The organism is Streptomyces panaciradicis (assembly GCF_023516615.1).
Taxonomy (GTDB): Bacteria; Actinomycetota; Actinomycetes; order Streptomycetales; family Streptomycetaceae; genus Streptomyces; species Streptomyces panaciradicis.
Genome location: NZ_JAMGBF010000028.1, coordinates 1 through 14718 on the forward strand (window position 1 = coordinate 1; position 14718 = coordinate 14718).

Consider the following 14718-nt stretch of genomic DNA (forward strand, 5'->3'; position numbering starts at 1 on the left):
AAGGCGCCGATCGGCGGCCGTGGTGGCCGATCGGCCCTATGGCGAAGCCGCCCGCCGGGTGAGGCTGACAGTGGAGACGCTCTCATGTCTGGAGGTGGGAGCCATGGTGGTGAGCCGTCTGGTGGTCGTGGGCGTCGACGGTTCGGCCTCGAGCCTCGCCGCGGTCGACGCGGCGGCCCGGGAGGCCAGGTCGCGCGAGGCCGGTCTGCGGGTGGTGCACGCGTTCGTGTGGCCCGCGACCCATGTACCCCTGGGAGCGTGGCCGCTGGGGCCGCCCGAGGGCGGGATGCGGCACATGGTCGAGCACCTGGTGGGCGAGGCCGTGGAGCGCGCGCACAAGGCGGCACCGGAGGTCGAGGTCAGCCATGTCGTGGTGACCGGTGAGCCGTTGACCGTCCTGGAGGCCCAGTCGCGGGCCGCCGAGCTGGTGGTGGTCGGGTCCCGCGGGATGGGCGGGTTCGTCGGGCTGCTGGTGGGGTCGACGGCGGTGCACCTGGTGGCGCACGGCCGCTGCCCGGTGCTCGTGGTGCGCGAAGGGCCGGCTGCCGACGGGCCGGTCGTGCTGGGTGTGGACGGCTCGCCCGCCGGTGAGCCGGCGGTGGAGTTCGCCTTCGCCGAGGCGGCGCTGCGGGGCGCACGGCTGGTGGCGGTGCACGCCTGGACCACCTGGAACGCGCCGCTGCCTCCGCCACCGGACGCGTCGATGCCGTACGCGAACCCGCCGGGCGCGCTGGCCGCCGAGGAGGAGCGGCTGCTGTTCGAGGCGCTCGCCGGTCATCGCGAGCGGTATCCGGAGGTCGAGGTGGAGCATCGGGTGGTGCACGGCAGGACGCGCGAGACGCTGATCGAGGCGAGCCGGTCCGCCCAGTTGACGGTGGTCGGGGCGCGGGGCCGCGGCGGTTTCGCGGGCCTGCTGCTGGGGTCCGTCAGCCAGGCCCTGCTGCACCACGCGCACTGCCCGGTGGCGGTGGTCCGCGCGGAGGACGCACACCACTGACACCCGCCGGCGCCGGCGCGTCGGCCCGCCGGCGCCGGAGGGGGCCGACCGGTCCCCGTCGCGGTCGGACGGCCCCTGCCCGTGGGCGCCGGCCGCGGCGAAGCTGGGAGGCGGTAGCCGGGAGCGACGGCTCCTCGGCGGTCCTGCGGGACGGGAGCGCGCCATGAGTGATCCGGTGGTCGTCGGAGTGGACGGCTCCGCCTCCAGTCTCAGCGCGGTCGACGCGGCGGCTCGCGAGGCGCACCTTCGCGGCGCGCCCCTGCGGATCGTGCACGCCGCGGACCGTCCTGTGCCGTTCCTGCCGCCGGGCGCGGCGCCCTGGCCGCCGTTCGACCCCCTGCTGGAGCCCCTGGTGCAAGGGGTGCTGGCACGTGCCGAGGAACGAGCGTACGAGGCGGCGCCGGGCATCGACGTCCTTCCGTCGGTGGTGACCGGTGAGCCGCTCGAAGTGCTGGAGGTCGCCTCCCGGTCGGCGGCGCTGGTGGTGGTCGGCGGCCGCGGGCGGTCCGCGTTCGCCGGGCTGCTGCTGGGCTCGACGGCCGTGCAGCTGGCCGCTCACGGCCGCTGTCCCGTGATGGTGGTGCGCGGTCGCCCGGACCCGGCCGGCCCGGTGCTGCTCGCGGTGGACGGCTCCCCGGCGGGGGAGGCGGCGGTGGAGTTCGCCTTCGCGGAGGCGGCGCTGCGCGACGCGCCCCTGCTGGCCCTGCACGTGTGGAACACCTGGAGTGCGCGCGCCCACGACGATCCCGGCGACCCGCCGATCGCCGTCGTGGCGGACGTCGACCACCTGCGCGACGTCGAGCAGCGCCTGCTGGACGAGACGGTCGCCCGCGGCCTTCGGGGCCGGCCGCACCTCACCGTCGAGCGGCGCCTGGTGCGCTCCCGGATCCGCCCCGCCCTGATCGACGCCGGCCGGGAGGCCCAGCTGACGGTGGTCGGGGCCCGGGGCCGCGGCGGTTTCAGCGGACTGCTGCTCGGTTCGGTCAGCCAGGCCCTGCTGCACCACGCCCACTGCCCCGTCGCCGTCGTCCGCGGCAAGGAGTGACCATGCCCCAGCAGGCACCGTCCACGCCGGCGCTCCACGAGACCCTCGCCGCACCGGTGACCGACGCCCACCGGCGGGAGGCCGACGAGGTGGCCGCCCTGCTGGGGGTAACCCCGGCCACCGGCCTGACCACGGCCGACGCCGGACAACGCGCCCGGGCATGGGGCGCCAACGAACTGGCCGAACCCGCCCGCCGCTCGCAGTGGCTGCGTCTGCTGGACCAGTTCCGCAGCTTCCTGATCGGCGTCCTGCTCGCCGCCGCCGTCGTCGCCGGGATCATCGGCGACATCAGGGACGCCGTCGTCGTCGCCATCGTCCTGCTCATCAATGCCGTCCTCGGCTACCTGCAGGAACGCCGCGCCGAGCGGAGTCTGGAGGCTCTGCGGCAGATGCTGGTGCCCACCGCCCGGGTGCGCCGCGACGGCCGGGTGCGCGAGGTGCCCGCCCGCGCCCTGGTGCCCGGCGACATCGTGCTGCTGGAAGCGGGCGATCGCGTCCCCGCCGACGGCCGTCTCGTGGTCGCCGCGTCGGTCGAGGCCGCCGAGGCCGCGCTGACCGGAGAGTCCCAGCCGGTCGCCAAGACCACGGCGCCGAGTGCCGCGGGGGAAGAGGCCGTCCCCGTCGCGGAGCGCACCGGCATGCTCTTCATGAACACCGCGCTGACCCGGGGCCGCGCCGAGATGATCGTCACCGCCACCGGCATGCGCACCGAGGTCGGGGCCATCGCCGAGGCACTGCGCACCGAGGACGAACCGCCCAGCCCGCTGACGGTCCAGATGGACAGTCTGGGCCGGCGCCTGGCCCTGGTCAGCGGTGTCGCCGTGGCCGCCTACGCGCTCGTCGCCCTGATCCGCGGCGAGGACCTGGCGGACCTGGCCCTGCGCGCCGTGGCCCTGGCGGTCGCCGCGATCCCCGAGGGGCTGCCCGCCGTCATCGCCCTCACCCTCGCCCTGGGCGTCTACCGCATGGCCGGCCGGGGCGCCATCGTCAAACGCCTGGCCTCGGTCGAGGCACTCGGCTCCGCGACCGTGGTGTGCAGCGACAAGACCGGCACCCTGACCCTGAACGAGATGACCGCCCGCGCCCTGTGGGCGGCCGGCCGCCACTACGACGTCACCGGCGAGGGCTACGGCACCGCCGGCACCGTCCGCTTCACCGGACCCGGGCAGCCGGCCGAACTGCTCGACGCGGTGCGGCCGTTCGCGCTGTGCAACGACGCCCGCCTCACCCCGGACGGCCCCATCGGCGACCCCACCGAGGCCGCCCTGCTCGTGCTCGCCGTCAAGGCCGGGCTCGACGTCGAGGAACTGCGCGCCCGCACCCCGCGCGACGGCGAGGTGCCCTTCGACCCCGCCGACAAGTACATGGCCACCTTCCACGCCGGCCCCGGCGGCCGCACCCGAGTGCACGCCAAGGGCGCCGTCGACGTCCTCCTGGACCGGTGCACCGACGTCCTGACCGAACACGGCCCCGTGCCCCTCACCGCCGAGCGCCGGCGCGAGGTCACCGAGGCGGCCCGGCGGATGGGCGGCCGGGGCCTGAGGGTCCTCGCCGCCGCCACCGCCGACCACGCGGACGCCCGGGAGGTGACCGGGCTGACCCTCACCGCCGTCGCCGGTATCGCCGACCCGCCCCGCCCGCAGGCCCGCGAGGCCGTCGCCCTCGCCCGGGGCGCCGGCATCGCCGTCAAGATGGTCACCGGCGACCACGCAGACACCGCCGCCGCCGTCGCCGGTGAACTCGGCATCACCGGTGACGTCGTCACCGGCACCGAGCTGGCCCGCACCGGCGAGCAGGAACTCGCCGGCCGCATCGAGGACATCGGCGTCTTCGCCCGTGTCGCCCCCGAGCACAAGGTCGCCATCGTCCGCGCCCTGTCCCGGCGCGGCCACATCGTGGCCATGACCGGTGACGGCGTGAACGACGCCGCCGCCCTGCGCGCCGCCCACATCGGCGTCGCGATGGGCGGGACCGGCACCGACGTCGCCAAAGAGGCAGCCGACATGGTCCTCACCGACGACGACTTCTCCACCATCGTCCGAGCGGTGCGCGAGGGCCGCTCCCTCTACGACAACATCGTGACCTTCGTCCGCTTCCAGCTGTCCACCAACATCGGCGCCATCATGACGCTGCTGGTCACCGTGCTGGCCGGACTGCCCGCCCCGATGTCCGCGATCCAGCTGCTGTGGATCAACATCATCATGGACGGACCGCCCGCCATGGCCCTGGGCGTCGACCCGCCCCGGGCCGACGTCATGGACCGCCCCCCGCGCGCACCCGACGAACGCATGCTGAACGCCCGCAGGCTGATCGCCATCACCCGCTCCGGCGCCGTCATGGCCCTCGGCACGGTCGCCGTCTTCGCCGCCGCCCGCCAAGTGACCGACGAGACGACCGCCGCCACCATGGCGTTCACCACCTTCGTGCTCTACCAGCTCTGCAACGCGCTGACGGCCCGCAGCGAGGACGGCCCCGTCCTGGGCCGCCACCAGCTGCACAACCCCGTGCTGTGGAGCTGTCTGGCCCTCGTCCTCGTCCTGCAGTTCATCGCCGTTCAAGTGCCCTTCGCCCACGATGTGTTCGACACCGTCTCCCTCGACGCCGCCCAGTGGGCGATCTGCCTGGCGACCGCCTCCACCGTGATCCTGACCGAACACGTCTGGCGTGCGCTGCGGGGGCGGTGGTCCGCGGTGTCCCGCGGCGGGCCGGGCGTCCTGCCGAGAGGCTCATCGGCATGACGTCCGGGCCCAACGGCCCTTGGGGAGCCGTCCTCGACGGGCATAGCGTCGGCCGCAGGAGCGGGTGGCACGCCACGGCCGAAGCGGAGCGAGGTCAGGAGGTGGCCGACGTGGACACCGCAGTCGGGACGGCCGGCCGTGCGGCGACGGGCACGAGGATCGACCTGGACGGGGTGTGCCGCCGCTACCGGGTGGGCCGGACCACCGTCACCGCGCTGGACGGCGTCGACCTGCACGTGGACGAGAACGCGTTCGTCGTCGTGCTGGGCCCCTCCGGATCGGGCAAGACCACGCTGCTCAACCTGATGGGTGCGCTCGACGCGCCGAGCGCGGGCCGCATCCGGATCGCCGGACGGGACATCACCGCCGCCGGACCGCGTGAACTGCAGCGTTTCCGCCGTCGTACGGTGAGCTTCGTCTTCCAGAGCTTCAACCTCTTCCCCGGCCTCACCGCCCTGGAGAACGTCCAGTTCGGGGCGGACGTGGCCGGTCGCGAGGACGCGGGCGGGCTCGCCGCGGACACCCTGGCGCAGGTCGGTCTCGGGGACCGCGTGCGGCACTTCCCGCACGAACTGTCCGGCGGGGAACAGCAGCGGGTCGCCATCGCCAGGGCGCTGGCCACCGGCAACCCGGTGCTGCTGGCGGACGAGCCGACGGGCGAACTGGACTTCCGGACCGGGGTGCAGATCCTGGGACTGCTGCGGGAGCAGGCCCAGGCGGGCAAGACGGTGCTGGTGGTGACGCACAACCGGGAGATCTCCCGGGTCGCCGACCGGGTGGTGGAGCTCTCCAGCGGCCGCGTCGTCGCCGACGGCCCGCCGTCGGCGGGCCGCGCGGACGTCTCCGAACTGCACTGGTAGCGGTGGGGCGGCGATGCGCTGATGACGAGCCGGCTGATGTGGCTCCGCTGGTCCTGGCGGGACCTGCGGCAGCGGTGGGTGCTGGTGCTGGCCATCGCCCTCACCATCGCCCTGGGCACCGGCGCCTACGCGGGCTTCACCGGCACCGCCGACTGGCGCACCCGGTCCTACGACGCCAGCTACGCGAAGCTGCGCATGCACGACCTGCGGCTGACCCTCACCAAGGGCACGACGGCACCCGCCGGCACCCTGCGGCGACTGGTGGCCGGCATACCGTCGGCCGGCCGCGTCCGGGCGGTCTCCGAACGCCTCGTGGTCCCCACCCAGGTCGCCGCCTCGCACGGCGGGCGCCGGATCCTCGTGGCGGGCCGGCTGGTGGGAGCGGCCCCCGCCGCGGCCGTGGACCGCGTCCACGTCTACGCGGGCAGGCAGGTCGCCGCGGGCGAGAGCGGCCGCGCGGTCGCGGTCCTCGAGCGTGCCTTCGCCCGCCACTACGACCTGCCGTCCTCCGGCACCGTACGGATCTCGGGCGGCACCCCCGTCCACTACGTCGGCCAGGGCAGCGCACCCGACTACTTCAGCCCGGCGTCCGACAGCGGCATCCCCATGATCGGCGAATCCGGCTTCGCCGTGCTGTTCGTGCCCCTCGCCACCGCGCAGCGGCTGGCCGGCGCCCCGGGCCGGGTCGACGAGGCCGTCCTGACCCTGGCCCCCGGCACGGACCCGTCGACGGTCGCCGGCCAGCTGGAGCGGGCACTGGGCAGCGGTCCCACTCCGCTGTCCGGCACCGTGACCGTCCGCGCCGACGAGATCGGCTATCACGCGTTGTACGAGGACATCAACGGCGACGCCAGGTTCTTCGACATCATCGCGCTGCTGTTGCTGCTGGGAGCGGCGTTCGGCGCCTTCAACCTCACCAGCAGGGTCGTCGAGGCGCAGCGCCGTGAGATCGGCATCGGCATGGCGCTGGGAGTGCCCCGGACCCGCATCGCCGCCCGGCCGATGCTGCTGGGCGTGCAGATCGCCCTGCTCGGTGTCGCCCTCGGGCTCGGCGTCGGCACGGTCGTCAGCCGGGCCATGGCCGGACTGCTGACCGACCTGCTGCCCCTGCCCGTCTGGAACACCCCGTTCCAGTACCGCACCTTCCTGCTCGCCGCGCTGCTCGGCTTCGCCCTGCCGCTGCTCGCCGTGGCCTGGCCGGTGTGGCGGGCCGTCCGGGTCCGTCCCGTCGACGCCATCCGGGTCGGCCACCTGGCCGCACGGGGCGGCGGCCTGGCCCCGCTGCTGCGCCGGCTCCGCGTACCCGGACGCGGCTACCGGCAGCTGCCGCTGCGCAATGTGCTGCGCAACCCGCGCCGGACGGCGCTCACCTCGCTCGGCATCGGCGCGGCCGTCACCATCATGATCACCGTCTTCGGCATGCTGGACTCCTTCGACGCGATGCTCGGCGACAGCGAGCACGAGGCGAATCGGGGCGGCGCCGGCCGGATCGTCGCCCAGCTCGACGGCTACCACGCCGACGGCTCCGCCCAGGTGCGGGCGATCGCCGCCGCGCCCGGCGTCGAGGGGGCCACACCCCTGCTGACGGTGCCCGCCACCGCGCGCCACGCCGACGGCGGCAGCGTGTCCCTGATCGTCGAACTGCGCGACCTGGGCGCCGGTGGGTGGCGGCCCACCCTCACCGCGGGCAGCCTCGCCCGCCACCCCGGCGGCCTGGTGCTCTCGGAGAAGGCGGCCCACGACCTCGGCGTCCGGCCCGGCGACTCCCTGCTGCTGCGCCACCCCCGGCGCTCCGGGCAGGCGTTCACCCTCACGGACAGCCGCGTCACGGTGGCCGCCGTCCACCCCAACCCGCTGCGTACGGTGGCCTACCTCGACCGGTCGCGGGCCGGCCTGTTCGGACTGGCCGCGACGGCCAACGCCGTCGAGGTGCTGCCCGCCCCCGGCACCGACCCGGCGCGCCTCGAGCAGACCCTCTTCGCCATGCCCGGGGTGGCCGGGGTGCAGACGGCCACCGAGGGCGTGGACGCGCTGCGCGAGGGCGTCGGGCAGCTCACCGGCATCCTCGACATAGCGGCCGGGGTGACCCTTGCCCTGGCGGTGCTGATCGCGTTCAACGCCGCGAGCATCTCCGCCGACGAACGCTCCCGCGAGAACGCCACCATGTTCGCCTTCGGACTGCCCGTCCGTACCGTCCTCGGCATGGCCGTCGCCGAGAGCGCCCTCCTCGGCACGCTCGGCACCGCCGCCGGGATCGTGCTCGGCCAGGGCATCGACCGCTGGATGGTGCGGGTGCAACTTGCCCGCACCATGCCGGAGATCGGCTTCGACGTCACCCTCGCCCCCGGCACCTACCTCACCGCGCTCCTGCTCGGCATCGTGGCCGTGGCCCTCACCCCGCTGCTCACCGCCCGCCGCCTGCGGCGCATGAACATTCCCGCGACCCTGCGGGTGGTCGAATGACCGGGCACGGGCCGCCGAACAGCCGCCGTCCCCGCGGGAGGTACGCGCTCCGGCGCCCGTGCCGTGTGCGCCGCGCGGCCCTCGCCGCCGCCGTGATCACGCTGTGGGCCGCCGCGTGCGGCGGGCCGTCCGGACCGGCCGCCGGTACGACATCCCCCGCCCCCTCCGCCTCGGCGTCGCGGGCGGCGGACGTACGGGCGGGCTTCGTCGCGTTCGGGGACTTCGGCACCGGCGACTCGGCGCAGCGCGCGGTGGCCCGGGCCATGCGGACCTGGGCCCGCGGCGGGCACCGGGTGGACGCCCTGGTGACCACCGGGGACAACGTCTACCCCGACGGCAGCCCGAGCCTGTTCGGGCCCCGGCTGGACGGGCCCTACCGCAACCTGCGACGCCCGATGTGGATCACCCTCGGCAACCACGACGTCCTGAACGGCCACGGTGGGGCCGAACTGCGTCATCTGGGCCTGCCGGGGCTGCCGTACGCGAAGCGGCTGCCCGGCGTGCAGCTGCTGTTCCTCGACGCCGACCGCCCCGACGCGGGCCAGACCCGCTGGCTTCAGGACCGCCTGTCCGCCGCCGGACCGCCCGTGCGCGTGGTGGTCTTCCACCAGCCGGCCTGGTCCTGCTCGCGGCACGGGTCCACGCCCGCCGTGGACGCCCGCTGGGTTCCCGTCCTGGAACGCCACCGCGTCACGCTCGTGCTGAACGGCCACGACCACAACTACCAGCGCTTCACCTCCGCGCACGGGGTCACCTACGTCGTGACGGGAGGCGGCGGCGCCGCGTTGTACCCCGTCGGCTCGGGCTGCCGTACCCCGCACCGCGCGGCCGCCGCCTCGCGCCACCACTTCACCGCCGTCGAGGTCACCGCGACCCGCGTGATCGTCACCGCGGTGAGCGACGACGGCGCCGTCCTGGACCGGGTCGTCCTGCCCGTGCCGCGGCCGTGAGGCCCGCACGGCACGTCGCGGTGACACGTCCGGCCGAGCCCCGCGCCGCGCCCGCGCCCCGGGCACGTTACGTTGGCGGAGTCGTTCCCTGCCGTCCGTGGGCTGTCCGCTGTGTCCTGCGCCTTGTGCGGCAGCGGAAGGTCACCAACTTGCAAGGGGGAGCGGGGACATGACCAGAAACCTGCACGCGGACACCAGTGCTGTCCGGAGCGAGGCGCCCGCGCGCCACGAGCCGTGGTGGCGCCGGGACGGCCGCGCGTGGCCCGCGCTGGTGGCGGCCGCCTTCACCCTGGCGCAGCTGCTGCTCGTCCGGCCCGGCATGGGACTGGGCTGGGACGAGACGGTGTACGTCAGCCAGGTCAGCCCGCAGGCGCCGGCCGCCTTCTTCAGCGCGCCCCGCACGCGCGGGGTCTCCGTGCTGGTGGCGCCGGTCGCCGCCTGGTCGACGTCGACGCCGCTGCTGCGGGTGTACCTGGCGCTGCTCTCGGGGCTCGGCCTGTACCTGGCCCTGCGCTGCTGGCGCGGGCTGTTCCCGGCGCGCGTCCTGGCCGCGGGCGGCGCGCTGTTCGCCAGTCTGTGGGTGACGCTGTTCTACGGCCCGCAGGCCATGGCCAACCTGTGGGTGGCCCTCGGTGCGCTCGCCGCCGTGGGCTGCTTCCTGCGGGCCGCGGCCGACCGCACCCGGCGCGCGCCGCTGTGGGGGCTGGCGTTCAGCGCGGCCCTGATGGCCCTGATGCGGCCCACGGACGCCGTGTGGGCGGCGTTGCCGATGCTCGTGCTGCCGTTGGCCGTGCGGCGGTTCCGGCAGCCCCTGCTGCTGCTCGCGCTGGCCGGCGGGCTGGTCGCCGGGGCGGCCCAGTGGGTCGTCGAGGCGTATGTGAGCTTCGGCGGTGTCGCGGAGCGGCTGTCCCAGGGCTCCGACATCCAGGGCGGCCTCGGCTGGAACATCGCCGTCGACGACCAGATCCGCAGTCTCGGCGGCCGGTCGCTGTGCCGCCCGTGCACCGGAGCGGCGCCCCATCCGGCCGTGTACGCCTGGTGGCTGGCGCTGCCCGTGCTCGCCGCCGTCGGACTGCTGATCGCCGTTCGCGCCCGCCGTGCCCTGCCCACGGTCCTGCCGCTGGCCTGCGCCACGACGGCCGCGATCCCCTACCTGTTCATGATCGACTACGCGGCGCCCCGCTTCCTCCTGCCCGCCTACGCCCTGGTGGCGATTCCGGTCGCCGACGCCCTCGTGTGGCTGGTGACGGCGCCGAGCGCGCCCTGGCGGCGGCTTGCGACGGTGCTCGTCGTGATCGGACTGGCCGGGCATCTGGCGGTGCAGTACGTGGTGCTGGAACGCACCGTCGACCGCGCCACCGCCAGCCACCGCGCCTGGGCCCGCACGGCCACCGCGCTGCATCGCGCGGGCGTCCGGCCGCCGTGCGTGGTCGCGAGCCACGGCACCGACACGCCGCCCATACCGGTCGCGTTCTATGCCGGGTGCTCCTCCGCCGCCACGAGCGGCCACAACGCCAACACGACGGCCGCGCGGCTCGCGCGGACCGCGCGGCGCACGCCGGTCGCGGTCCTCACCGGCGCCGGCGGCCGTCCGCCCTCCTACGCGCGCGGCTGGCGCTCGGTCCACCTGGACGGACCGGTGTACGCCTATCTCAGCCCGCCCCCGAACCCGTAGAAGGAGGTCCGGGGCACGGGGTCATGCGTGCTTGTGCAGCTCTCGTTCGATCTCCTCGGCTGTCACGTCGTGGCGGAAGTACAGATCCGATGCGGACAGGATCAGGAACAGCCCCCACACGCCCAGGACCCAGCCCGGCCAGAAGTAGCCGAGGCCGGTGATCGCCCAGACGCCGATGAGGAAGGCGTTGATGATGGCGTACGCCACCAGATCGCCGCGCCACTTCCGCTTCCTCTGGGCGCGGGTGCGCGCCCGCTCGTAGTCCGGTGACGCGCTGGTGTGAGTCATGACGTCACCCCCTTGGGAAGATGCCTCACCTTCATCGTCCCGCCGTCGGCGCGAGCGGTTCGGGGCCGTTCGTCCCGCACCGGCGGGACGTTGGTCCCCGCACCGGTGCGGTCGTGCGACGGGTGTCTACGGGGCGAGGGAGAAGTAGTTCTCCTCCTCTTGCGTGAAGTGCAGGCGCAGGACGGTGTTCAGGCCGTACAGGCAGGAGCGCAGATCGTCGAGCTGTTCGGGCGCCAGGCCGCCTTCGGCGTGCGCGAGTTCCAGGTGGGTGGCGATGCGGCGGGAGAGGCGTTCGATCTCGGTGTGGGCGCGGCTCATGGTGGCGGTCGCCTCGGGACCGCCGAGCGTGGGGGCCAGGGCGGGATAGAGCTCGTGCTCCTCGGCGTACTCGTGGGGCAGCAGACGTTCGGTCAGCAGCCGGTGGGTCTCCTCGACGGCGGCGAGGTCCTTGGGCCCCGGTGTGTCGGAGAGGCGGTCGGCGGCGGCCCGTACGGCTTCCAGGACGTCCTGCAGATCGTCGTGTTCGGCCGAGAAGCGGTGGATGAGGGCTTCGGCGGCGGGGGTCAGCGGCGGACGGGCCGCCTGGTCCACGCGCAGGGCGCGCAGGGCGTTGAGGATGACGGCGACGTCGATGCCCTCCTGGAGCAGGGCGCCGGCGGCGGGCGGGAGCAGCCCGGCGGCGGCCGCGGCCATGGCGGCCAGGGACAACAGCATGCCGCCCAGGGCGCTCTGCACGGCGATGCGGCGGGCCCGCTGGGCGATGGTCACGGCGTCGCCGAGACGGTCGACGCGGTCGGTGGTCAGGACGATGTCGGCGGCTTCGGAGGAGGCGGTGGAACCACGGGCCCCCATGGCCACACCGATGTCTGCGGCGGCCAGGGCGGGGGCGTCGTTGACGCCGTCGCCGACCATCACGGTGACCGCGCGCTCGCGCTCGGCGCGCACGGCGGCGACCTTGTCGGCCGGGCCGAGTTCGGCGCGCACCTCGTCCAGGCCCAGGACGGCGGCGACCTCCCGGGCCGGCGCGGCGCGGTCACCGGTGAGCATCAGCAGCCGCTCGATGCCGGCGGCCCGCAGATGGCGCAGGGTGCGCGGGGCGTCGTGGCGCAGCGGGTCGCGCAGCAGGACGGCGCCGGCGGGTTCACCGTCGCGGGTGAGCCAGGCGATGGCCGCGCCGTCGAGGAGCGCGCGGTTGTCGACGGCCTTGGCCCAGACGGGGGGTTCCTCCCCCGGGGCGAGGCGGCCGATGGACACCCGGTGTCCGTCCACGACGCCGGTGGCGCCGCGGCCCGGCTCCTCGGTGACGTCCGTCGGGGCGGACAGCTCCAGCTTGCGTTCCCGGGCGGTGTCGACGATGGCCTGGGCCAGGACATGCGGCGAGTACTGGTCGAGCGAGGCCGCCAGGCGCAGCACCTCGGCCGGCTTCAGGCCGGGGGCGGCGGTGACGTCGAGGACGCGCGGGCGTCCCCGGGTGAGGGTGCCGGTCTTGTCGAGCAGGAGGGTGCGGGCGCGGCCCAGGTTCTCCAGGGCGCCGCCGTCACGGATGACCACACCGAGACGGGAGGCCCGGGACAGACCGGAGACGATCGCCACGGGGGCGGCCAGCAGCAGGGGGCAGGGGGTGGCGACGACCAGGACGGCCACCGCCCGTACCGCCGATCCGCTGATCAGCCACGCCAGTCCCGCGACCGCGAGGGAGAGGGGCAGGAACCAGGCCGCGTAGCGGTCGGCGAGCCGCACGACGGGTGCGGACTCGGCTCCCGCCTGCTGGGCCAGCCGGACGATCCCGGCGTAGGTGCTGTCCTGCTCGGTGGCGGTCGCCCGCAGCTCGAAGGCGCCGCCGGCGTTCACGACGCCGCTGCGCACGCCCTCGCCCTCGACCCGCTCGACCTGGAGCGGTTCGCCGGTGAGCACCGACTCGTCGAGGACGGCGGCCGTGCTCTCCACGCGGCCGTCGACGGGAACGACCTCGCCGGGGCGCACGACGAGCAGGTCGCCGACGGCGATCTCCGCCAGGGGCACGGTGTCGACCCCGGCGTCCGTGCGGCGGTGTGCCGAACGCGGGGCGTGTTCGAGCAGCGCGCGCAGGTCGTGGGAGGCCCGCCGCTGGGCGGCCGCCTCCAGGGTGCGGCCGGTGGCGAGCATGAGCGCGATCAGCGCGCCGGCCAGGTACTCGCCCACGGCCAGCGTGCCCCCGAGCGCGAGGACGGCGATCAGATCCACACCCGCCTGACCGCGCCGCAGCGCGCTCAGCACCCACCCCACCGCCGGGACGACGGCGGCAGCGGTGCCCAGGCCCCAGAACAGGTCGGCGAGGCCCCCGGCGTCCGCGAGCCAGGCGACGACACCGCCGGTGAGAGCGGCGGTCGTGACGACCAGGAGGACGGGTTCGAGCCGTGGGGACACCACCGCGGCCATCAGGCGGCGCCGTCGTGAGATGCGATCGGAGTGGTTCATGAGACACCTCGGTGGGGCCGGCGCGGCGGCCGCCACACCGGTCTCCTCTCATCCCATCGCGGCTCCGGGCCCCGCGGGAGGGGACGTCCGGCCCTGCGTCGGGGCCGAACGACCGGTGCCCACACCTGCCGGTGGTGCCGGGGAGGCACCCGGCGCGGCACCGTGCCGGGGGAGTTCCACGGTGACGCGGAGCCCGCCGGCCGGACGCGGGGCGAGGGTGAGCGTTCCGTCGTGCGCGAGGGTGATGGTCCTGACGATCGCCAGGCCGAGGCCGACGCCCGCGTGGTCGCCGTGGGTGCGTCCGGTGCCGCGCTGGAACGGTTCGGCGAACGTCTCGGCCAGCTCCGCGGTGACGTGCTCTCCGGTGTTCTCGACGCTCAGCACCACCGTCTCGGGGCGGACCGCGGTGTGCACCCGCACCGTGCCCTGTTCGGGCAGGTTGTGGACGATCGCGTTGTGCACCAGGTTCGTGGCCAGCTGCAGCAGGAGCGCGGGCGATCCGGTCGTGGGGGCGATGTCGCCGCAGGCCTCGACGGTGACGCCGTGCTTCTCCGCGAGGGGCAGGAGCGTTTCGGTGGCTTCCTCCGCCACCAGGGAGAGGTCGACGGGTTCGCGGTCGAAGGACCGCTGGTCGGCGCGGCTGAGCAGCAGCAGCGCCTCGGTGAGGCCGATCGCCCGGGTGTTGACGGCGTGCAGACGGTCGATGAGTGCGCCGGTGTCGTGGTGCGGATCGGCGCGGGCCACGTCGAGAAGGGCCTTGGAGACGGCGAGCGGGGTGCGCAGCTCGTGCGAGGCGTTGGCGGCGAATCTGCGCTGTTCGGCGACGTGCGCCTCGAGCCGGGCGAGCATCGCGTCGAAGGCGTCGGCGAGTTCCCGGAACTCGTCCCTGCGGCCCGGCAGCCGGACGCGGTGGGAGAGCGAGCCGCTGGTGGCCCTGCGGGTGGCGTCCGTGATGCGGGTCAGCGGGGCGAGCATGCGCCCGGCGAGGATCCACCCGCCCACCAGCCCGAAGAGCAGCAGGAACGCCAGGACCGCGGCCGCCCGTGGAGCGAAGACGTCCAGCAGGGCCGACCGGATGGGGAAGACGCCGCCCGTCGGCCGTTCGTCGGGATTGATGAGCATCGCGCGGTCGGGGACGTAACGCAGCAGGAACACCCACACCGCCGCCAGCAGCAGGACGCCGGCGACCATGAGGAACCCGGCGTAGCTCAGGGTGAGTTTGAGGCGGACGCTCACACCGGGCGC

General features: G+C 74.9%; 10 protein-coding genes. 7 read left to right on the top strand and 3 right to left on the bottom strand.

Annotation, left to right across the window (positions count from 1 at the left end):
- Window positions 1-109: 109 nt before the first annotated feature.
- From M8J74_RS12430 to M8J74_RS12460, 7 genes are all read left to right on the top strand, one after another.
- Complete coding sequence (locus M8J74_RS12430; RefSeq protein ID WP_249836451.1) at window positions 110-997, top strand: universal stress protein; 888 nt, start codon at window positions 110-112, stop codon at window positions 995-997.
- A 163-nt stretch (window positions 998-1160) separates the two neighbouring features.
- Complete coding sequence (locus M8J74_RS12435; RefSeq protein ID WP_249836430.1) at window positions 1161-2042, top strand: universal stress protein; 882 nt, start codon at window positions 1161-1163, stop codon at window positions 2040-2042.
- A gap of 2 nt (window positions 2043-2044) precedes the next feature.
- Window positions 2045-4780: a cation-translocating P-type ATPase gene (locus M8J74_RS12440; protein WP_249836431.1), complete on the top strand. Its 2736-nt coding sequence runs from the start codon at window positions 2045-2047 to the stop codon at window positions 4778-4780.
- 110 nt (window positions 4781-4890) lie between these two features.
- Window positions 4891-5640, top strand: coding sequence for an ABC transporter ATP-binding protein (locus tag M8J74_RS12445; protein WP_239014969.1), 750 nt, complete (start codon window positions 4891-4893; stop codon window positions 5638-5640).
- A 21-nt stretch (window positions 5641-5661) separates the two neighbouring features.
- Window positions 5662-8103: an ABC transporter permease gene (locus tag M8J74_RS12450; protein WP_249836432.1), complete on the top strand. Its 2442-nt coding sequence runs from the start codon at window positions 5662-5664 to the stop codon at window positions 8101-8103.
- 65 nt (window positions 8104-8168) lie between these two features.
- Window positions 8169-9053: a metallophosphoesterase family protein gene (locus M8J74_RS12455; RefSeq protein ID WP_249836433.1), complete on the top strand. Its 885-nt coding sequence runs from the start codon at window positions 8169-8171 to the stop codon at window positions 9051-9053.
- Between the two features lie 169 nt (window positions 9054-9222).
- Window positions 9223-10728 carry a hypothetical protein gene (locus M8J74_RS12460; RefSeq protein WP_372500160.1) on the top strand — a complete coding sequence of 502 codons (1506 nt, stop codon included), beginning with the start codon at window positions 9223-9225 and terminating at the stop codon, window positions 10726-10728.
- A gap of 21 nt (window positions 10729-10749) precedes the next feature.
- Here the strand turns inward: M8J74_RS12460 and M8J74_RS12465 are convergent, their stop codons facing one another.
- The 3 genes from M8J74_RS12465 to M8J74_RS12475 form a co-directional block, all read right to left on the bottom strand.
- Window positions 10750-11016, bottom strand: a complete 267-nt coding sequence (locus M8J74_RS12465; protein ID WP_058921194.1) for a 2TM domain-containing protein — start codon at window positions 11014-11016, stop codon at window positions 10750-10752.
- A 126-nt stretch (window positions 11017-11142) separates the two neighbouring features.
- The gene (locus M8J74_RS12470; protein ID WP_249836434.1) at window positions 11143-13473 is read right to left on the bottom strand and encodes a heavy metal translocating P-type ATPase; all 2331 of its coding nucleotides are present in this window, start codon (window positions 13471-13473) and stop codon (window positions 11143-11145) included.
- 48 nt (window positions 13474-13521) lie between these two features.
- Window positions 13522-14709, bottom strand: coding sequence for a sensor histidine kinase (locus tag M8J74_RS12475; RefSeq protein ID WP_372500162.1), 1188 nt, complete (start codon window positions 14707-14709; stop codon window positions 13522-13524).
- Window positions 14710-14718 lie beyond the last annotated feature (9 nt).